The following is an 18590-nucleotide window of genomic DNA, read 5'->3' on the forward strand; positions in this document are numbered from 1 at the left end:
TCGGGCGCGCAGTGCATTTCTGAACCCCCAAGCATGAATCTCATCGCCCCGCTGCTGCCGCCGTCCAATGTGCTCGTCGACCTTGACGCGAGCAGCAAGAAGCGCGTTTTCGAACAGGCAGGCCTGCTCTTCGAAAACCATCAGGGACTCGCGCGCAGCGCTGTCTACGACGCGCTATTCACACGCGAGAAGCTCGGCTCTACCGGGCTCGGTCAAGGTATTGCGATCCCGCACGGCCGCATCAAGGGCCTGCGCGACGCCGTCGGCGCCTTCATCCGCCTCGCCCAACCGGTGCCCTTCGAGGCGCCGGACGGCAAGCCGGTGAACCTGATGTTCGTGCTGCTGGTGCCCGAAAGCGCCACCGAACATCACCTGCGCCTCCTGTCGGAACTGGCGCAGATGTTCTCCGACCGCAGCTTCCGCGATGCCCTGACGCTGGCCAGCGATACATCCGAGGCACACACCCTGTTCGTGAACTGGAACCCGAATGCGGCGAACTAGCGTCGCCCGCATCTACGAGGACAACCGCGATCGGCTCGGCCTGAGCCACCTCGCCGGCCCGCTCGATGTCGAGGTGCAGGTCCCGAACGAGAAGGTGTGGCCGGCCGAACTGGTCGGCCACCTCAACATCATCCACCCCAACCGCATCCAGGTGATGGGCGAAGCGGAACTGGGCTGGATTCGCCGCCAGGCACGCGACAAGGTGCAGCATCAGCTTGAAAGCATCTTGCTGGCGCATCCGCCGGCGATGATCGTGGCGGATGGCTGTGAAGTGCCGCCACTGATCCAGAGTGCATTCGAAAGCGCACGCGTTGCGATGTTCACGACCTCGGCCGAAACGGCGCGGGTGATCGATTCGCTGCGCACCTACCTCGCGCGCAACCTCGCCGAAAAGACATCGCTGCATGGCGTGTTCATGGACGTACTCGGGCTCGGCGTGCTGATCACTGGCGATTCGGGCGCAGGCAAATCCGAACTGGCGCTGGAACTGATCTCGCGCGGCCACGGCCTGGTGGCCGACGATGTGGTCGAGGTTTCGCGCATTGCGCCTGGCGTGCTCGAAGGGCGCTGCCCGCCGATGCTGAAGGACTTCCTCGAAGTCCGCGGCCTCGGCATCCTCAACATCCGCACGATCTTCGGCGAGACGGCCTGCCGTCGGAAGATGAAGCTCAAGCTGGTCGTGCATCTGCACCGTCAGATCCGCGGCGAGAGCCCACAGATGCCCCGCCTGCCACTGGAAGACGACATGCAGGACATCGTGGGGGTGCCGACGCGGCGCGTTACCTTGCCTGTCGCGGCCGGCCGCAACCTTGCAGTGTTGCTGGAAGCGGCGGTGCGAAATACCATTCTTCAGTTACGTGGCATAGACTCGATGCAGGAATTCGTTGATCGCCAGCGCTCGGCGCTGGATCTCGACGAAGAAGACCTGTAAGCCGACCGTCTTCACCGCGGCCGCGTGATCCGCGGCCAACATCTCGCCCAAAATCTCTCTCCGGAGGCCTTGCATGAAGAAGCTCGTGATCCTGGCTGCAGCACTGGCCGCGCAGTTCGCGTTGTTCCCCGCCCATGCCGCAGACGAAGCCAAGAAGCCGACTGCGCAGCAGGAAAAGATGAAGGTCTGCAACGAAAAGGCGACCGGCATGAAGGGCGACGAACGCAAGAAGTTCATGAGTGACTGCCTCAGCGCAAAGCCGGCCGCAGCCGCCGAAGCCGACGCGAAAGCGCCGACTGCGCAGCAGGACAAGATGAAGGTCTGCAATGAGAAGGCGGCAGGCAAGAAGGGTGACGAGCGCAAGAAGTTCATGAGCGAATGCCTCAGCGCAAAACCTGCGGCGGCCGACGCACCCGCGGCGGACGCCAAAACCGAGGCCAAACCCGCCGGCTCGCAACAGGACAAGATGAAGATCTGCAACGAGAAGGCGACCGGCAAGAAGGGCGATGAGCGCAAGAAGTTCATGAGCGAATGCCTCAAGGGCTAAGTTCGATCGCCTCAATGAAAACCCCGCCCGATGGCGGGGTTTTTGTTTGGCGCCAAGGATTACCGCTCAAGCGCCGCTAGAATTCAGGGCCGGATATGGCAGGAGACGGCGATGGCCGAGCCAGTGCTGATCGTGATGTGCAACTTCCCCGACGCAGCAAGCGCCGAGCGCGCCGCGCACAGTCTGGTGGAACGTCGGCTCGCGGCGTGCGTCAACATCCTTGCGCCGATTCGCTCGGTCTATCGCTGGCAGGGTGCCATCGAGCAGACCAACGAAGTGCCGCTGATGATCAAGACCACCGCCTCCCGTTACGCCGCGCTTGAAGCGGCACTGCTGGCGGAACACCCCTACGAGGTGCCGGAAATCCTCGCAGTGGAAGCAAATCGTGGTGCGGCGGCCTACCTGCAGTGGGTGGCCGACGCGACCGAACCTGACGAACATTTGCCCGACGGGCTCTAGACACAAACCGATGAAGTTCCTGATTTCGCTGTTGCTCTGCAGCTTCACGACAACCGCGCTGGCGGCCCCGGACCTGCTTGAACCCGAAAAGGCGTTCAGCGTTACCGCACAGGCGCAGGACGCACATACCGTATCGCTGCAATTCGCGATCGAGAAGGGCTACTACCTCTACAAGCACCGCTTCGCGTTCGAGCCGCAGGACGCTTCGCTGAAGCTCGCAGCCGCCAGCTATCCGGCAGGTGAGCGCAAGCAGGACGAGTTCTTTGGCGAGGTTGAGATCTTTCGCGGCGATCTGGCGGTCAGCGTCCCGGTCGCGTCGGGCGAAGTGCGCGATGGCCAGCAGTTGAGCGTGACCTACCAGGGCTGCGCGGATGTGGGCGTCTGCTACCCGCCGCAGACCACCCTCGTGACGCTGGGCGGCGCGGATGGCGGCGGCTTGCTGTCGCGAGCGCTCGGCAAGCTCGGCGCGCGCAGCGACGCCGCCCCGGCGGTGAGCCCCGGCGGTCCGGCCATCGCAGCGGCGGCGCCGGTCAGCGCGGACGAGAGCGGGCGCCTTGCGGGGCTGTTACGTACCGGCAAACTCTCGCTGATCCTGCTCAGCTTCTTCGGTGCCGGCCTGCTGCTCGCCTTCACGCCGTGCATGCTGCCAATGCTGCCCATCCTCTCCGGCATCATCGTGGGCCAGGGCGCGCATGTCACGCGTGCGCGCTCGGCCGCGCTGGCAGGGGTGTACGTGCTCGGCATGGCGCTCACCTATGCCGTTGCCGGCGTCGCGGCCGGGCTGTCCGGCACGCTGCTGTCCGCGGCCTTGCAGAACGCGTGGGTGCTCGGCGGCTTCGCTGCGATCTTCGTCGTGCTCGCCTTCGCGATGTTTGGCTTCTATGAACTGCAGCTGCCCTCGGCGCTGCAGAGCCGCCTCTCGGACCGCGCCAACCACCAGCGCGGCGGCTCGGTGCTGGGAGTTGCCGTGATGGGGGTGCTGTCGGCCTTGATTGTCGGCCCCTGTGTCGCGGCGCCGTTGGCCGGCGCCCTGCTCTACATCGCCAAGACCGGCGATGCGTGGCTCGGCGGTTTCGCGCTGTTTGTGATGGCGCTTGGCATGGGCGCGCCGCTGATTCTGATTGCTGTTGCAACACGGGGCCTGCTGCCGCACGCCGGCCCGTGGATGGAGTCGGTCAAGCGCAGCTTTGGCGTGATCCTGCTCGCGCTCGCGCTGTGGCTGGTCACCCCGGTGCTGCCGCAAGTGGTCGTCATGCTGGCCTGGGCTGCGCTGGCCATCGTCTGCGCGGTGTTCCTGCATGCGCTCGACCCGCTGCCGCCGCAGGCCAAGGGCGCGCGGCGCTTCTGGAAGGGCGTCGGCGTGCTGCTGCTGATCGTCGGCAGCGCGCTATTGATCGGAGCCTTGGGCGGCAGCCGCGACCCACTGCAACCGCTCGGTTTCCTGCGTGGCGCGACGGCTGCTGAAACAAGTACCAAGCTCGCGTTTCAGCCGGTCAGCAACGTTGCGGAGCTCGATGCGCGGCTCGCCGAAGGTCGGCCGGTGATGCTGGATTTCTACGCAGACTGGTGTGTCAGTTGCAAGGAGATGGATCGCTTCACGTTCAGCGATCCGCGTGTCGCGGCCGCGTTGAAGGATACGGTGCTGCTGAAAGCCGATGTTACCGGCAACACTGAAGCGCATCAGGCCTTGCTCAAGCGCTTCGGCCTCTTTGGGCCGCCGGGCATCGTGTTCTTCGACGCCGCCGGTAAGGAAATCGCTTCGACGCGCGTCGTCGGTTTTCAACCGGTGGAAGACTTTCTTGCGACGCTCGCCACCCGAGACACGCAAAAAAGTGGGTCGTGAAGCCCCCGCCTCACGACCCGATACGACTACCGACCACGAACCTCGGATCCGTGGCTTGGACCACCGGAGCCGAAAATCCCGCCACAAGGGAGCCATGCAACGGGACCGGGGCGCATTCTGCCTTAAAGGTTCGGCACCTGTCTATGCATTAGGCATTTTCTTTGTGATTCTTGGCAGAGCCTGAGGCACGTCTGAGCGACGACGGCTGCTTGCACACTAGACGACCGGTCTAGTATGATCTGCCGCATGAACCGGACCACCGACACCCGCGAGCACATCCTGCAGACCGCCGAGAGCCTGATCCTCGGCAAAGGCTTTGCTGCGGTCGGCCTCGGCCCGATTCTGAGCGCCGCCGGCGTACCCAAAGGCTCGTTCTATCACTGGTTCCCGTCGAAAGAAGCCTTTGGCGTTGCCTTGCTGGAGCGCTACTTCGAGCGCTACCTTGAAAGCCTGGACGAGCGTTTCGGCAGCTCAGCGGGCACCGGACGAGCGCGCGTGCTGGGCTATTTCGCTGACTGGATGGACCGCCAGCGTGATGGTGGCTGTGCCCAACAGTGCCTTGCCGTGAAGCTGGCCGCGGAGGTGGCTGACCTGTCAGAGCCGATGCGCCAGGCGCTCGCAGTGGGCACGCGGCGCATCACCGCACGCATCGCAGGCGCCCTGCAGGCCGCATCGCAGGACGGATCGCTGCCGGCGGGCGCCGACCCGGCCAATCTGGCCATCACGCTTTACACGCTGTGGATCGGCGCAAGCGTGCTGACCAAGGCACAACGCGATGCAGCACCGTTCGAGGCCGCCTGGGCCCACACGCTGCATCTGCTCGGCGCCGACCTGCACTGAAGTCATGAAGCCATGTTTTCCGAACGACTGCGCCCGCCCGCTAGCCGACCGGTCTAATCACAACACCCTACTCGGAGTCATACGATGAACGCTGACAAGCTGCTGCAACCGATTCAGGTTGGAAACCTGACCCTGCCGAATCGCATCTTCATGGCGCCGCTGACCCGCCAGCGCGCAAGCCAGCCGGGCAACGTGCCCACCGCGCTGAACGCAACCTACTATGCGCAACGCGCATCCGCTGGCTTGATCGTCACCGAGGCCACCCAAGTGATGCCCGAAGCCCAGGGTTACGCCTGGACGCCCGGCATGCACACCGACGCCCAGCAAGCGGGCTGGAAGCTCGTAACCGACGCGGTCCACGCTGCGGGTGGCCACATCGCGCTGCAGCTCTGGCACGTCGGCCGCATTTCGCACCGCCATGTACAGCCGGACGGCAAGTTGCCGGTCGCACCGTCCGCGATCCAAGCCAACGCGCAGACCTTCGTCGTGCATCCGGACGGCAGCATGGGCATGGTCCAGACCGACCTGCCGCGCGCGCTCGAAACCGAGGAACTGCCCGGCATCGTCGCCGCCTTCCGCGCCGCGGCACGCCGCGCCGTCGATACCGGTTTTGACTTCGTCGAGATCCACGGCGCCAACGGCTACCTGCTGGATCAGTTCCAGAGCACCGGCCCGAATCAGCGCACCGATGCCTACGGCGGCAGCGTGGAGAACCGCGCCCGCCTGACGCTTGAAGTCGTGGATGCAGTTGTCGCCGAAATCGGCGCTGCGCGCACCGGCATCCGCCTGTCGCCCTTCGGCACCTTCAATGACATCGCCGACGCAGAAGCGGAGGCAATGGCCTTCTATCTCGCCGAGCAGCTGAACGCACGCAAGCTCGCCTACGTGCATATCGCCGAGCCGGACTGGGCGGGCGGCCCGCAACTGGCGGATGCCTTCCGCGCCGGGCTGCGTCAGCGCGTCAAGGGAACGCTGATCTTCGCTGGCGGCTACACGCTGGAGAAGGCCGAAACGCTGATCGCGAGCGGCGTGGGTGACGCTGTAGCGTTCGGCCGCCCGTTTATCGCCAACCCGGATCTGCCGACCCGCTTTGCCAAGGGCGCTGCGCTCAACGCCCCCGACGCGTCGACCTTCTACGGCGGTGCCGACAAGGGCTACACCGACTACCCGAGCCTCGCGAGCTAAGCCGGTAACAAAGAAAAACCGGCCGGGTCGCCCCGGCCGGTCAGCGGTCTGCCCTCACGCAAGCCCGCATTCTCTGCACTTACGGCTGTACGTCTTTCGGCGCCGGTGCGGGTGCCGCACCGCGCGGCCCACGCATACCACCGCGCCCACCGTGCGGGCCCATCATGCTATGTGCGTCAAAAGCCTTCTTCTGCTCCGGCGTCAGCTGATCGTAGAACTTGCGCGTCTCGGCAAGGTGCTTCTCCATCTGCGCCTGACGCAGCTTTGAATGTTCCAGCATCGCCGCCATGCGATCCGGTGCCGGCTTGTCGCGCAAGGCGTCAAAGTCCGGTCGGCTCTTGGCCATCGCCTCCATGTCGGCGAGGATGCCTTCACGATAGGCCTTCCATGCCGGCTCCTGCGCTGCGCTGAGCTTCAGCGTATCGTGCAGCGCGTCAAAGCGTTTGGTGGCCATCTGCTGCATGCGGGCCGGATCGATCGGGCGCCGCTGGCCATGCATCGGTGGCATGCCATCCGCCATCGGGCAGTCACCCGGGCCGGGCGCGGCGAGTACCGCCGCGGTGGTCAGCGTAGCGGCGCCGGCCGCCAGCAGCAACGCGATATGTCGTTTCGTCTTGTTCATGTGATCCTCCGCTATTCAGTGATGGGCCGACACCCTGTGTCTGACCCCGCACTTGCATTGAAGCACCGTAAGCGCGCCAAGGTGTTCCCCCCACAGGCGGGCATGTTTCCGGTTGTTACCAGGGGAATCGTCGGGGCCTTCGCATGAGCACGCGCTACTTCATCGGCCGCACCGGCCAGCTTGCCGATGGCACGCCGTCTGCCATCGCAAAACGGGCTGCGACCACGCCGCTGATGCTGGGACCGCTCGGCTTTGCGGGCGACGAGCAGACCGATCGCCGCTTTCACGGCGGGCCGGATCAGGCCGTGCATTACTTCCCGGCGGAGCACTACCAAGCGCTGGCGGCACGCTTCCCGGCCCTGCGACGCTTCGGCCCCGGCGATCTGGGCGAGAACATTTCCGACACCGGATGGCTGGAGGATGAGGTTCGCCTCGGCGATGTCTTTGCGTTGGGCGATTGCCGCATCGCGGTAACCCAGGCGCGCGTGCCCTGCCACAAGATCGCCAAGCGCCTGGACGAACCGGATGCGCCGGCCTTCGTCGCCGACACCGTGCGGCTCGGCTGGTACTTCCGCGTCATCGAGGGCGGCATGGTTGAGCTCGACACCCCGCTCACGCGCATCGACAGTGACCCGAGCGCGCCGTCGATCGCGACGCTGTGGCGGCTACGTCTCGACCCCGCGGCCGATCCGGCCGTGATCAGCTGGCTCGCAAGCCATCCGGCACTGGGGCGGGCGTGGCGTGCCAAGTTCGCGCAACGCGCAGAATGGCTGGAGAGAAACCCGCCGCTGTTTCGCTAGCGCCGTTTGCTCAGAGCTGGCCGAACCAGCCGCGATCGTGCTGCAGGAAGGCCGCTCGAAGATTGCCGAGCTGATAGGCCGGCAACGGGCCAAGGCCGAACCAGTCTAGGTTCTGCGCAAGGTTGGCCGGGTTGGCGGTGCCGACGATTGCGCTCGACACACCGGGCACCGACGCTGCAAAGCGGAGCGCGATCTCGCCCCACGGGTGGCCGAAGTTCGAGGCGTCCATTGCGCGCCAGCGCAGCCAGTATTCCTCGCAGTAGTCGCCCAGCGGCCTTTCGGCAAAGCGCCAGGGGTGGTTGGCCGATGGCCGCTTGGCGATGAAGCCCTTGCCGGCAATGCGCGGCAGCACCTGCTCGATGACGCGTTGGTCACACAGGTTCAGCGACGCCATGAAGCCGTCGAAGCGGCCGCAATCCACCGCGTAGTCGAGGTCGGCGTTCTCGCCGGAATAGGCGATCGCGCGCAGGTTACCAGCGCGTTTTGCGGCGTCCAGCGCGTCGATGACTTCACCGCGCGCCAGCGTTTCGGCCGGGCAGGAATGCAGGTGCACGATGTCGATCCGATCCGTCCGCAAGCGTTGCAGCGCCGCCTCGACGCCGGCCGTGATGCAGGGGCCGGTCCAGTCCGAGAAACCGTCGATGCCGTAGCCGAGCTTGGTCGACAGCACGATCTCGTTGCGCCGCGCAGCGAGGTGGCGGCCGATGCGTTCTTCCGACAGACCATAGCCACGCGCGGTGTCGATCAGTGTGATGCCGGCGTCGACCGCGGCGTTGAGCAGGCTGCCGACGGCGGCCTCGTCAAGTCGCGCGTCGCCGATCTGGCCGGCACCCAAACCAAGCGCCGAGACCAGGATACCGCTGTTACCGTAGGGGCGTTGAGCAAGCATGGTGGGCGCTTTCAGTGTGGCGCGGCGCCGCCAAGCAGGCGTTGCGCACGCGGTGAGTGCAGCAGGTAAGCAGTCGGAGCTACGAATTCGTAGGCCTTGTCGCTCTCTTCGCGAACCGCGAAACCCAACGCGCGGTGAAAGCGCACCGAAGCCCGGTTCGTTTTATGGACATGACAGCAGAGCTCGTCGAGCTGCAAGGCGTCGATCAGCTCTGCCATGCCGGCGAGCAGTTCGCGCATGACGCGCGGCAAGCGGAAACGCGGATGGACCGTAAAGGCGCTCACCTGCCATTTGGTCGGCGACAGCGTGGTGATCATGCCGTAGGCCACCACACGCGCGTCGCGGCGCACCACGCACAGGCGGGACTGCGGCAGCGCCTCGGCAAGGCGGGCGCGAAGCGCAACCGGGCCCGGCCCGTCGCCGGTCGCTCCGGTGTCCGCATGCTGCGTCAGCAGATCCAGCGCGAGCAGCTCGTCGATCAGCGGATCATCGGTGTGCGGCCCGCCCGCGGCGCTTGCCATGCTTTACCCGCGACGCCGGAACACCAGATCCCACACCCCGTGGCCAAGTTTGAGGCCGCGGTTCTCGAACTTCGTTAGCGGACGGTAGTCAGGTTTCGGCGCATAGCCCGCGGCGGTGTTTTCCAGCAGCGGTTCTGCCGACAGCACCTCGAGCATCTGCACCGCGTAGTCTTCCCAGTCAGTGGCGCAATGGATGTAGCCGCCGGGCACGAGGCGCTTGGCCAGCTCGTGTACGAACGGGCCCTGAATCAATCGCCGTTTGTTGTGGCGCGCCTTGTGCCACGGATCGGGGAAGTACACGTGTACGCCGGCCAGTGAAGCCTCGCCGAGCATGTCGCGCACCACCTCGAAGGCGTCGTGCTGCATCACGCGGATGTTGCCGATGCCGCGTTCGTCGATCAGCTTGCACAGGTTCCCGACGCCGGGGCCATGCACTTCGATGCCAAGAAAGTTGTCGCCCGGCCGTGTCTGCGCGATCGCGGCCGTGGTGTCACCCATGCCGAAGCCGATTTCGAGAATGGTCGGCGCCGTGCGGCCAAAGGCTGCCGTGTAGTCCAGCAATGCCGGGCGATATTCGATGCCCCAGCGCGGCATGCCTTCGGCAATGAAACGCTCCTGCGCCGGCGACATGCGCCCCTGGCGCACGACATAGCTACGGATCGGGCGCGTCTTCGGATCGTCGACCGAGAGGTGCTTGCGCGGTTCGGATGTGTCACTCATGCGGAGGTTCCGGAAAAAACGACGCCGCGGAGAACGGGATGCACACGGTCATGTCGGGCCGTGTCGATCCGCAATGTCCGCGGCGTAGGTCGCAGTTTCAGCTGCCGATCAGGCCGGTCGTCGGCGAACTCGGGCTCGCGGCGTAGAATTTCTTCGGCATGCGGCCGGCGCGGAAGGCCTCGCGCCCCGCCTCAACCGCCTTCTTCATCGCACCGGCCATCAGCACCGGGTCCTGCGCCAGTGCGATCGCGGTATTCATCAGCACGCCATCGCAGCCCAGCTCCATCGCGATCGCAGCATCCGAAGCGGTGCCGACGCCGGCATCCACCAGCACCGGCACTTTCGATTGCTCGATGATCAACTTCAGGTTCCACGGATTCAGGATGCCCATGCCGGAGCCGATCAGCGAGGCCAGCGGCATCACCGCGACGCAGCCGATCTCTTCCAGCATGCGCGCCTGGATCGGATCGTCCGAGCAGTAGACCATCACCTTGAAGCCATCCTTCACAAGCGTTTCGGCGGCCTTCAAAGTCTCGGGCATGTTCGGGAACAGCGTATGCGGATCGCCCAGCACTTCGAGCTTCACGAGGTCGTGTCCATCGAGCAGCTCGCGCGCGAGCCGCAGCGTGCGCACCGCATCGTCCGCGCTGTAGCAGCCGGCGGTGTTGGGCAAGTAGGTGAATTCACTAGGCGGCAGCGCATCGAGCAGGCTCGGCGCGTTCGGATCCTGGCCAATGTTGGTGCGGCGGATCGCCACCGTGACGATCTGGGCGCCGGAGGCGACGATGGCCTCGCGGGTCTGCGCAAAGTCGCGATACTTGCCGGTGCCAACCAGCAAGCGTGAACGGTACTCGGTACCGGCAATGATCAGCGGGTCAGTCATGTGCTTGGGCTCGGGATTCAGCCGCCGCCAACGGCGACGACGATTTCAAGGCGGTCGCCCGCAGCGAGCACAAACTCGACGTGGCGACCTTTGGGAACGATCTCGCCGTTGCGTTCCACCGCGAGCCGCTTCCCGGCATAGCCGAGGCGCTCGAGCAGTTGGGCAATGGTGGTATTGGCGGGCAGGGATTGCGGGGCGCCGTTGAGGACGATCTCGATCATGGCATTTCCGCGACAGAGGCGCGGATTCTAGCACGCGCGTGTTACAGCATTTGGCTTGCCGACCCCGCATGATTGATGCAAAGTCGCCGCACCCATACGGCCGCGTATTCATCCGGCGGCCCATAACAAGTCCTGCACCTGAGGAGACATTGATGTTCATTCGCCACCCGCTTGGTGCCGCTATCGCGGCGCTGTTTGCGATCCCGGCCGCAGCTAACGATTTCAACGCCACCGTGTTCTTCGGCGACAGCCTCACTGATTCGGGCTACTACGCCGGGCAAGCCGGTGTCACGGGAGGCAAGTTCACGACCAATCCGGGAAAGGTGTGGGCGGAGAACCTGGCAGCCAAGCTCGGCACATCGGCGACGCCTGCCCTGCCCGGCACCAGCGGCACCGACTATGCACAAGGTGGTGCACGCATATCCGGCAGCCCGGCGATCGGCGTCCCGGACGCGTGGGGCGCTGAGACAATCACGGCACAGATCAACCGCCACCTCGCTTCCAACGGCGGCGTTGCCGACAGCCGGACGCTCTACACGCTGTGGGGCGGAGCGAACGACATCTTTTACGCGGTCGGTACTTTCGGCAGCGACACCGGGGCGATTACCAACTACGTGCTCGCAACGACGACAGATCAGGTCAACGCCGTAAAAACACTGTTCAACGCGGGCGCGAAGTACGTAATGGTGCCCAATCTGCCCGATATTGGCGCAACCCCGCTGGGCATCTCCGCCGGTGCAGCAGGTGCCGCAGGCCTGACCACACTGGCGTCCAACTACAACTCCGCGTTGTTCGGGAAACTGGCAGGCGAAAAACTCAACATCATTCCACTCGACGCCTTCCATCTGTTGCGCGAAGTGCAGGCCGATCCCGCTCGCTACGGCTTCAGCAACACGACGGACCGTGCCTGCGGCGCAACCCGCTCGCTGATGTGTACCCCAAGCGAATACGTGGCGTCGGGCGCCGACCAGAGCTACGTCTTTGCCGATGACGTCCATCCGACCACGGCCGCCCACGCACTGCTGGCCGACTATGCTTACTCGATGTTGATCGCGCCGCAGCAGATCGGAATGCTTGCCGAAACGGCCGTGCGAACGCGCAGCGCGTTCGCGACCACGCTGCTTGACCAAGCGATCGAGTCCCCTACACGACCCAACCGCGTTTGGGCAACCGCCAACGGTGGCAAATTGTCCTACGGTGAAGACGCCGACGCCAGCAGTGCAGACGGGCTGCCGTTCGGGGTGTCGGCCGGCTTCGATGCGCGCAACAGCCTAGGCGGCATCGGTGTCGCCTTCAACGTCAACCGCTACGCACCGGACTTTGGTGGCAACACCGGCAACTACTCGCAGAGCGAAGTCAGCGTGAGCCTTTACGGTTCAATGCTGTTCGGCCAACTCGGGCTGGCGTTTGCCGGCACGCTGGGCTACCTCGACTACGACACCACGCGTTCGGTCAAGCTCGGTGCCGCGACACGCGACGTCGACGGCAAGACCGACGGCAGCAACGTGTCGTTTGCGATGCGTGCGCATTACCAGCTTCAATCCGGTCGACTCACACACGGCCCGGTTCTGGACATCACGGCGCAACGCGTGCAGGTCGCGGGCTTTGCAGAAGACACCGCGTCCGGCGTATCCACTGCATTGACCTTCGGCGAACAGGTACGCAGCTCCGTCTTGGGTCGTCTGGGCTACCAGATGGCCTATGACGCAAACGGCTTCATCCCGTATGGCCGCGTCGGTATCGAACACGATTTCATCAAGAGCGGCGATCGCGACATCAAGGTCGGTACGCCGTCTGTCTACGTAGGGCGCTATGCGTTGCCGGCCGGCGAGGTTGAGCAGAACGCTGCGTCGGTACAGCTTGGCAGTCGCTTCCTGCTCAGCCCGCAACTGGGCACCTGGGTTGAGTTCAACGGTACCTTCGGCCGCAAGAATGTGGACGATTACGGCCTGAGCGCCGGCGTACGCTACGCGTTCTGATATCGGCGCTGAAGCGCGGTTGTTTGCCTGAAACACCAACGGCCCGGTACAATCCGGGCCGTTTTCACGTTCTGGCATTGCAGCCGGGGCGTTCAAAGCTGCCTGAGCGGGCGTCGTATAATGGTAATACCCTAGCTTCCCAAGCGTGCGACGTGAGTCGAAGGTGAGCTGTAACCTTGCACAACGCAGATCCCATTGCGGGATCACCACCATTGCGGTGGATCAGTGCAAAACGCAGCAGTACCAATCTGTACCGCCATGGTGCAGAACGGCGTAAGCCGTACAAGTAATTGTTCTGCCTCTCGCAAGAGAGTGACAGAACCCGGGGTTCAGCCCCCGGTAGCCAAGGAGCGGGGCGTCACTGGTAACAGTGGGGTCCTAAGCGCTCTGACAATGCAGCCACCTTACGGGGTACGTCAGCCCCGTGAGGGGTCGGCGTGATTTCGGGAGTTGCACCCGGATGAGGCGCTAGGCTGGGCTGGATGGTTAACGTAATGTGAACCGCTGTTAAACGTCGTCAAGCTTGATGAGCCAAAGGCAACTTGTAGTATCGGGCTCAGCCAAAATGGCATGTGATCGGTTGTCTGCCTGCTTGGTGCGGACACGCTGACACTAGTATCACCGGCGAAAAAGCGGAACCTTCCCAATCCTGTTACTGGTACGGAACACGGTAAGCCCCACGCAGCGTCTGGCCCACACGGCAGACAAAGGTGACCGCAAGGTCATCCGAAGCTGTAGGGGGTAAAGGAGGATGGAAAAAGCGAAGGCCCCTCTGTAATGGCGGGGATAGAGGCGAAATACCTCGACGTGAAAGCGTGCTGACTTCCATCTGGTGACCCGTCGCAAGACAGGTCTGTCAATCGCATCCCGGGCGGGAATGACGTACAATCCCGCCGCTAGCGGGATTGCTGCGTCTTCCTCTCGGGGACGAGCGGGTGTAGTTCAATGGTAGAACTTCTGCTTCCCAAGCAGATAGCGTGGGTTCGATTCCCATCACCCGCTCCATACAACCGGAGGTTGATATGGACGCAAGTCTTCAAGATTGCGATGTCGCCTCTGCTGCATGGAGTACTTGGCACCACGTTCCGTGGGTCGATGCACACCGTGTGGTCGCGAGGCTGCAGGCAAGAATTGCGAAGGCAACAAAAGCAGGGGAATGGCGGAAGGTTCGCACCCTGCAGAAGCTCCTGACCAAATCTACCAGTGCGAAAGCGCTGGCTGTGAGGCGGGTAACGGAGAATCAAGGCGCTAGAACTCCAGGGGTGGATCGACAACTCTGGGACACGCCGGACGCGAAGTGGCACGCTGTCGTTGCATTAGGCAGCACGCAGTACAAGCCCCTGCCACTGCGTCGCATCTACATACCGAAAACCAATGGTGACAAACGCCCTCTGGGCATACCCACCATGCGTGATCGGGCAATGCAAGCGCTGCATCTTCTGGCGCTTGACCCTGTCGCCGAGACAACCGGGGATCCTCACTCCTACGGCTTCCGCCGGGAGCGCTCGACCGCCGACGCCATCGAACAAGTGCGCAATGTACTTGGTCGGGACGCGTCGCCAAAATGGGTGCTGGAGGGAGACATCAAAGGGTGCTTCGACAACATCAGTCACGACTGGCTGGCTGCCAATGTCTGCATGGACAAAGGCATCCTTCGGAAGTGGTTGAAGGCGGGGTTCATCGAAACCGGCAAGCTATTTCCTAGCCAAGCAGGTACGCCGCAAGGGGGCATCATTTCCCCTGTGCTGGCGAACATCGCGCTTGATGGACTGCAACATGAGCTGACCACCCTGTTCTCCACTGTGAGGCAGGCGCGGGAGGCCAAGGTCAATCTGGTGCGCTATGCGGATGACTTCATCATTACCGGGAGTTCGAAAGAGCTTCTGGAAGAAAGGGTCAAGCCTCTGATCGTGCAGTTTCTGGCGGCACGAGGTCTTGCCCTGTCGGAGAAGAAGACCAAGATCACTCACGTGACCGAGGGATTCGACTTTCTTGGTTGGAACGTCAGGCGCTTCCATCGGATGCTGGTCACCCAGCCCTCGAAGAAGAACGTCAAAGCGTTTCTAGACAAGATCCGCGACCACCTGCGCAGCCACAAGGCAGCCGCACAGGCCGACGTGATAGATAAGCTCGCACCGGTCATCCGGGGTTGGGCGAACTACCACCGAAGTCAGATGGCATCGCAGCGCTTTTCAAGGTGCGACCATCAAATCTGGAAAGCATTGTGGCGCTGGGCGTGCCGCCGACACCCTGAAAAGGGTGCAAGGTGGATCAAAAAGCGCTACTTCAAGTCCCTGAAAGGTCGGGACTGGCGATTTGCGACCATGGACAAGCTGCTGCCAACACTCAGTGAGTACCGGAAACGGCCACACACGAAGGTGAAGGCGGAGGCGAATCCATACGATCCAGAGTACGACGAGTATTTCTCCAAGCGGCTCGCCCGCAAAATGGACGGAACGCTCGAGGGTCGTCGCAAGTTGCGCTGGCTGTGGTGGATGCAGGAAGGTCTCTGCCCCGCCTGTCAGCAGAGGATCACGCGAGAAAGTGGTTGGCATCTGCACCACATCATCAAACGATCCCAGCGCGGCTCGGACAAGCTCACGAATCTTGTGCTGCTACACCCGAATTGCCATATGCAGTACCACGCCACGGAGAACGACGGCCCTGTTGCCGGCATCAGCATGTTCAAGTGAGGATGCTCTGTGGTTGCTTGAGCCGTATGCAGGGAAACTTGCACGTACGGTTCTTAGGGGAGGGGGTGGTCGTGAGGTCACCTCCTTACCCGCCTAGAGCCGTGGGTTCGATTCCCATCGCCCGCTCCACTTCCCCTGCCGCACCCTCCCATGCTTTCGTTACATTCGCCGCGACCCGCGCAGCGCTTCGTGGTATTTCCGCACGCCTGAAAAACAAACCGCCCGGCGTTGCGGGCGGTTTGGCGGCGAGGGTGCGAAGGCTTCAGCGGCGCATGCGGCGACTGCTGATCGTGATGATCATGCCAAGGCCGCCCAGGAGCAGCGCGTAGGTCTCCGGTTCAGGCACGGCGGGAATCGCGCCCGCACTCGCTATTGCGTAACCGGCGCCGAACAGGGGTTTGACCGAAACACCAAGCAGGTAGTCACCTGCGGCAAGGTTGAAGAAGTCGTGTACGCCGAGCACGTAGCTGGTGGACAGCTTGTTCAGGCCGGTATCAAACAGTGCCCAGAAGCCGGTGGCGCCGACGCCGCTGACCTGCGCGAACACCGTTGAAGGGCTTTCGATCGTGAAGGACACGAATTCGGCAAAGCTCTTGGTTTTTGTTTCAGTGACCGCAGTACTGAGTTCCGTATCGAGGACACCGAGGTCCGCCGCGTTGGCGCTCAGGGCGGTGGCCATGAGCGCAAGTGCGGCGAGGATAGTTCGCATGGTTTTCATCGCGATACTCCTGTTGAGGTTGGGGCCATAGGCACCACGCATAAGCTGTGCCACCTCTCCGCCGCCATTGAAAACTGCCGAACGATCACGTCATACCATTGATTTTGTTTGAAAAATTGCCAGATTCACCACAGCGTGGCCGGCCACCGGAAACGTTCGGAACCGGCGCCGACGGGGCGCAATTGGTGCGCCGCACCAATTGCAGTGCATCGTTTTGCCGCAGAACTTAATCCCGCTTGCGCACCATTTGCCGCGGCTGATCCTGCTCAAGGTTGGGCAGGCGATGGCGCATGATGCTGTTCACCTTCGCCAAGCCCGCGCACGGACACGGACACGGACACGGACACGGACACGCCCATCATGAAAGTCAAAAAGCGCCTTCAATCGCGCGCCGAAGAGCTCGCGAATTCCATCAGCCACGGCATCGGTCTGCTCGCCGCATTGATTGCGGCGCCGATCCTGATCGTCGTCACCGCCCGCAGCGGCAGCACGGCCAACATCGTTGGCGCGGTGGTCTTCGCGCTGTGCATGGTGCTGACCTACCTGAATTCATCGATCTACCACTGGATGCCGCAGGGGCAGCTGAAGCAGCTGTTCCGCAAGTTCGACCACGCGGCGATCTTCCTGCTGATTGCCGGCACCTACACACCCTTCACGCTCGGCGTACTCAACGGCGCAATGGGCTGGACGCTGTTCGGGCTGGTCTGGGGCATCGCGGGCCTTGGCTTGCTGCTGATGCAATTCAACCGGCTCGGGAACCAGTGGGTGTCGAACGGGCTATACCTTGCGATGGGTTGGTTGATCGTGGTGGCGACGGTGCCGCTGGTCACGCACATGGCGCCGGCCGGGCTGCTGTTGCTGCTTGCAGGTGGGCTCGCCTACAGCGGCGGCGTGGTGTTCTATGCGCTGGATGCCCGCCTGCGCTTTGGCCACTTCGTGTGGCACCTGTTTGTGCTGGCCGGCTCGGCCTGCCACTTCTTTGCGGTGCTGTGGTACGCCAACTGAGCGACGGGATCAGAAGTCGAATTCCAAGGTATCGAATGGGCGCGTCCGGCTGCGCGACTCATAGCCGAAGATCAGGGCCGGATTGAGGTTGATCTGGCGGAAACGCTCCACCGGCACGGTTGCGACGACTGCAAACTGTGAGCGTGCGCTGTCGCGGATCACCGGCTCCATGTAGAACTGGCCTTTGCGATTGATCAGCGCATACACCAGCGGCTGGTCGGCGCGCGCACCGCGGCGCATTACCAACCCCAGTTCGCCACTGGCTAGCCGCACGCCCGACCCCGGTGGGTAAATGCCCAGTTCGCGCACCAATGCGTTGACCAGCGGATTGTCGGCGCCACCGTGGCTGATGAAGGTCTCGCGCAAGGCCTGATCGGCGGACAACGCGGGCCGGCTCGCGCGCGGGCTGACCTTGGCGCCGAAGATGTCCGCAAGCCGGATCACCTCGGCCAATTGCGCCGCGGATCCATGGCGCACCCTTGCCGGCATGGCGTCCGGCGCTTCGTGATGCAGCGCCACGGCTCGCAGCCAATCGGAATCGGTCACGCCCGCCGTTTCAAGCAGGTACAGCCCGCGCACCGGGTGCTGGTGGATGATCTCGCGCTGCGGCGCACTCGGTGGCGCAGTCTGGGTGACGAGGCTGGTCTGCAGCTGCCGCATGCCGATGTTCATGCTCAGCGCCGCACGCAGCAGTTGTTCGCGCTGGTGCGGCGGCCAGCCAAGGCGACGCGCCACCAGTTCGCAAAGCGTGGCCGCGTGAATCGCGTGCGCCACGGCGTAGTTGGTGCCGCTCCAGCGCATCATCTGGAACAGCGCAAGGTCCGCATCACGCTCGCAAAGCTCGCTGATCAGCGGCGCCAGCTCGCCCAAGCGGCCGGCAAAGTCAGGCGTGCGCTCGAACGCATGCAGCAACGTTGCCAGGCGGCCTTCGGCGCGAGCCCAAGTGCCGACCGGGTCGCTGACACGCGGGCGCTTGGCGGGTTCGGAGCGTACCGGCGGGCGATCGGGTGTCGCAGTCGGGCTTGCATCGGCGACATACGCACCACGCACCACCAGCTGATCGAGCTGATCCGGCATCAGGATGCGGTAGCCGCGACGCAGCAGCAGCTTGCCGCTGGCGTCGAACACGTCCCACGGCAGTGGCTCGTTCAGGCGCAGCGAACTGCGCGACAGACGAATCGAACGCATCAACGGACTCCCCCGCCCCCGTTCAAGAGGCCTCACCGGTTTATC

The 18590-nt window shown here is 63.8% G+C and carries 19 protein-coding genes and 1 tRNA gene; 12 read left to right on the plus strand and 8 right to left on the minus strand.

Annotation, left to right across the window (positions count from 1 at the left end; all coding sequences use genetic code 11):
• Window positions 1–33 precede the first annotated feature (33 nt).
• The 7 genes from ptsN to ACE3P0_RS06465 all read left to right on the plus strand — a co-directional run bounded on the left by ptsN (window position 34) and on the right by ACE3P0_RS06465 (window position 6306).
• Window positions 34–501 (plus strand): PTS IIA-like nitrogen regulatory protein PtsN, encoded by a 468-nt coding sequence (gene ptsN / locus ACE3P0_RS06435; protein WP_374401037.1) that lies wholly within the window; start codon window positions 34–36, stop codon window positions 499–501.
• Window positions 488–1432 carry an HPr(Ser) kinase/phosphatase gene (gene hprK, locus ACE3P0_RS06440; RefSeq protein ID WP_374401039.1) on the plus strand — a complete coding sequence of 315 codons (945 nt, stop codon included), beginning with the start codon at window positions 488–490 and terminating at the stop codon, window positions 1430–1432. The genes ptsN and hprK overlap by 14 nt, the downstream gene beginning before the upstream one ends.
• 73 nt (window positions 1433–1505) lie before the next feature.
• A complete protein-coding gene (locus ACE3P0_RS06445) occupies window positions 1506–1979 on the plus strand; it encodes a PsiF family protein (protein ID WP_374401041.1) in 474 nt (157 codons plus the stop codon).
• 111 nt (window positions 1980–2090) lie between these two features.
• Window positions 2091–2438 (plus strand): divalent-cation tolerance protein CutA, encoded by a 348-nt coding sequence (gene cutA / locus ACE3P0_RS06450; RefSeq protein WP_374401043.1) that lies wholly within the window; start codon window positions 2091–2093, stop codon window positions 2436–2438.
• A 10-nt stretch (window positions 2439–2448) separates the two neighbouring features.
• Window positions 2449–4281, plus strand: coding sequence for a protein-disulfide reductase DsbD (locus ACE3P0_RS06455; protein WP_374401045.1), 1833 nt, complete (start codon window positions 2449–2451; stop codon window positions 4279–4281).
• Window positions 4282–4527: 246 nt separating this feature from the next.
• The gene (locus tag ACE3P0_RS06460) at window positions 4528–5121 is read left to right on the plus strand and encodes a TetR/AcrR family transcriptional regulator (RefSeq protein ID WP_374401047.1); all 594 of its coding nucleotides are present in this window, start codon (window positions 4528–4530) and stop codon (window positions 5119–5121) included.
• An 84-nt stretch (window positions 5122–5205) separates the two neighbouring features.
• Window positions 5206–6306: an alkene reductase gene (locus tag ACE3P0_RS06465; protein WP_374401048.1), complete on the plus strand. Its 1101-nt coding sequence runs from the start codon at window positions 5206–5208 to the stop codon at window positions 6304–6306.
• A 79-nt stretch (window positions 6307–6385) separates the two neighbouring features.
• Here ACE3P0_RS06465 and ACE3P0_RS06470 read toward each other — a convergent pair whose 3' ends face one another.
• Window positions 6386–6928 (minus strand): Spy/CpxP family protein refolding chaperone, encoded by a 543-nt coding sequence (locus ACE3P0_RS06470; RefSeq protein WP_374401050.1) that lies wholly within the window; start codon window positions 6926–6928, stop codon window positions 6386–6388.
• A 143-nt stretch (window positions 6929–7071) separates the two neighbouring features.
• Between ACE3P0_RS06470 and ACE3P0_RS06475 the strand changes: the two genes are divergently transcribed.
• A complete protein-coding gene (locus ACE3P0_RS06475) occupies window positions 7072–7728 on the plus strand; it encodes an MOSC domain-containing protein (protein WP_374401052.1) in 657 nt (218 codons plus the stop codon).
• 10 nt (window positions 7729–7738) lie between these two features.
• On the opposite strand, the gene ACE3P0_RS06480 is transcribed toward ACE3P0_RS06475, so the two are convergent.
• The 5 genes from ACE3P0_RS06480 to thiS form a co-directional block, all read right to left on the minus strand.
• A complete protein-coding gene (locus tag ACE3P0_RS06480) occupies window positions 7739–8617 on the minus strand; it encodes an aldo/keto reductase (RefSeq protein ID WP_374401054.1) in 879 nt (292 codons plus the stop codon).
• Window positions 8618–8628: 11 nt separating this feature from the next.
• Entirely contained in the window at window positions 8629–9138 is a 510-nt protein-coding gene (locus ACE3P0_RS06485) for a GNAT family N-acetyltransferase (protein ID WP_374401056.1), read from the minus strand.
• Between the two features lie 3 nt (window positions 9139–9141).
• Window positions 9142–9858 (minus strand): tRNA (guanosine(46)-N7)-methyltransferase TrmB, encoded by a 717-nt coding sequence (trmB, locus tag ACE3P0_RS06490; protein WP_374401058.1) that lies wholly within the window; start codon window positions 9856–9858, stop codon window positions 9142–9144.
• Between the two features lie 97 nt (window positions 9859–9955).
• Complete coding sequence (locus ACE3P0_RS06495) at window positions 9956–10741, minus strand: thiazole synthase (RefSeq protein ID WP_374401060.1); 786 nt, start codon at window positions 10739–10741, stop codon at window positions 9956–9958.
• A 17-nt stretch (window positions 10742–10758) separates the two neighbouring features.
• On the minus strand, window positions 10759–10962 hold the full coding sequence (gene thiS / locus ACE3P0_RS06500) for a sulfur carrier protein ThiS (RefSeq protein WP_374401062.1): 204 nt from the start codon (window positions 10960–10962) through the stop codon (window positions 10759–10761).
• A 152-nt stretch (window positions 10963–11114) separates the two neighbouring features.
• Between thiS and ACE3P0_RS06505 the strand changes: the two genes are divergently transcribed.
• The 3 genes from ACE3P0_RS06505 (at window position 11115) to ltrA (ending at window position 15634) form a co-directional block, all read left to right on the plus strand.
• Window positions 11115–12941, plus strand: coding sequence for an autotransporter domain-containing protein (locus tag ACE3P0_RS06505; protein ID WP_374401064.1), 1827 nt, complete (start codon window positions 11115–11117; stop codon window positions 12939–12941).
• Between the two features lie 931 nt (window positions 12942–13872).
• Window positions 13873–13946 (plus strand) — tRNA-Gly (locus ACE3P0_RS06510).
• Window positions 13919–15634 (plus strand): group II intron reverse transcriptase/maturase, encoded by a 1716-nt coding sequence (gene ltrA, locus ACE3P0_RS06515; protein WP_374401066.1) that lies wholly within the window; start codon window positions 13919–13921, stop codon window positions 15632–15634. The genes ACE3P0_RS06510 and ltrA overlap by 28 nt, the downstream gene beginning before the upstream one ends.
• A 262-nt stretch (window positions 15635–15896) precedes the next feature.
• Here the strand turns inward: ltrA and ACE3P0_RS06520 are convergent, their stop codons facing one another.
• A complete protein-coding gene (locus tag ACE3P0_RS06520) occupies window positions 15897–16352 on the minus strand; it encodes a PEP-CTERM sorting domain-containing protein (protein WP_374401068.1) in 456 nt (151 codons plus the stop codon).
• Window positions 16353–16712: 360 nt separating this feature from the next.
• On the opposite strand from ACE3P0_RS06520, the gene ACE3P0_RS06525 reads away from it, so the two are divergent.
• The gene (locus ACE3P0_RS06525) at window positions 16713–17357 is read left to right on the plus strand and encodes a hemolysin III family protein (RefSeq protein WP_374401070.1); all 645 of its coding nucleotides are present in this window, start codon (window positions 16713–16715) and stop codon (window positions 17355–17357) included.
• Between the two features lie 9 nt (window positions 17358–17366).
• On the opposite strand, the gene ACE3P0_RS06530 is transcribed toward ACE3P0_RS06525, so the two are convergent.
• Complete coding sequence (locus ACE3P0_RS06530; protein WP_374401072.1) at window positions 17367–18545, minus strand: HD-GYP domain-containing protein; 1179 nt, start codon at window positions 18543–18545, stop codon at window positions 17367–17369.
• Window positions 18546–18590 lie beyond the last annotated feature (45 nt).

This window comes from Niveibacterium sp., from assembly GCF_041909475.1.
Classification (GTDB): Bacteria; Pseudomonadota; Gammaproteobacteria; order Burkholderiales; family Rhodocyclaceae; genus Niveibacterium.

Coding starts and splice junctions, on each gene's coding strand:
- ptsN (WP_374401037.1), top strand. CDS start 34: ATGAATCTCATCGCCCCGCTGCTGCCGCCGTCCAATGTGCTCGTCGAC.
- hprK (WP_374401039.1), top strand. CDS start 488: ATGCGGCGAACTAGCGTCGCCCGCATCTACGAGGACAACCGCGATCGG.
- ACE3P0_RS06445 (WP_374401041.1), top strand. CDS start 1,506: ATGAAGAAGCTCGTGATCCTGGCTGCAGCACTGGCCGCGCAGTTCGCG.
- cutA (WP_374401043.1), top strand. CDS start 2,091: ATGGCCGAGCCAGTGCTGATCGTGATGTGCAACTTCCCCGACGCAGCA.
- ACE3P0_RS06455 (WP_374401045.1), top strand. CDS start 2,449: ATGAAGTTCCTGATTTCGCTGTTGCTCTGCAGCTTCACGACAACCGCG.
- ACE3P0_RS06460 (WP_374401047.1), top strand. CDS start 4,528: ATGAACCGGACCACCGACACCCGCGAGCACATCCTGCAGACCGCCGAG.
- ACE3P0_RS06465 (WP_374401048.1), top strand. CDS start 5,206: ATGAACGCTGACAAGCTGCTGCAACCGATTCAGGTTGGAAACCTGACC.
- ACE3P0_RS06470 (WP_374401050.1), bottom strand. CDS start 6,928: ATGAACAAGACGAAACGACATATCGCGTTGCTGCTGGCGGCCGGCGCC.
- ACE3P0_RS06475 (WP_374401052.1), top strand. CDS start 7,072: ATGAGCACGCGCTACTTCATCGGCCGCACCGGCCAGCTTGCCGATGGC.
- ACE3P0_RS06480 (WP_374401054.1), bottom strand. CDS start 8,617: ATGCTTGCTCAACGCCCCTACGGTAACAGCGGTATCCTGGTCTCGGCG.
- ACE3P0_RS06485 (WP_374401056.1), bottom strand. CDS start 9,138: ATGGCAAGCGCCGCGGGCGGGCCGCACACCGATGATCCGCTGATCGAC.
- trmB (WP_374401058.1), bottom strand. CDS start 9,858: ATGAGTGACACATCCGAACCGCGCAAGCACCTCTCGGTCGACGATCCG.
- ACE3P0_RS06495 (WP_374401060.1), bottom strand. CDS start 10,741: ATGACTGACCCGCTGATCATTGCCGGTACCGAGTACCGTTCACGCTTG.
- thiS (WP_374401062.1), bottom strand. CDS start 10,962: ATGATCGAGATCGTCCTCAACGGCGCCCCGCAATCCCTGCCCGCCAAT.
- ACE3P0_RS06505 (WP_374401064.1), top strand. CDS start 11,115: ATGTTCATTCGCCACCCGCTTGGTGCCGCTATCGCGGCGCTGTTTGCG.
- ACE3P0_RS06520 (WP_374401068.1), bottom strand. CDS start 16,352: ATGAAAACCATGCGAACTATCCTCGCCGCACTTGCGCTCATGGCCACC.
- ACE3P0_RS06525 (WP_374401070.1), top strand. CDS start 16,713: ATGAAAGTCAAAAAGCGCCTTCAATCGCGCGCCGAAGAGCTCGCGAAT.
- ACE3P0_RS06530 (WP_374401072.1), bottom strand. CDS start 18,545: ATGCGTTCGATTCGTCTGTCGCGCAGTTCGCTGCGCCTGAACGAGCCA.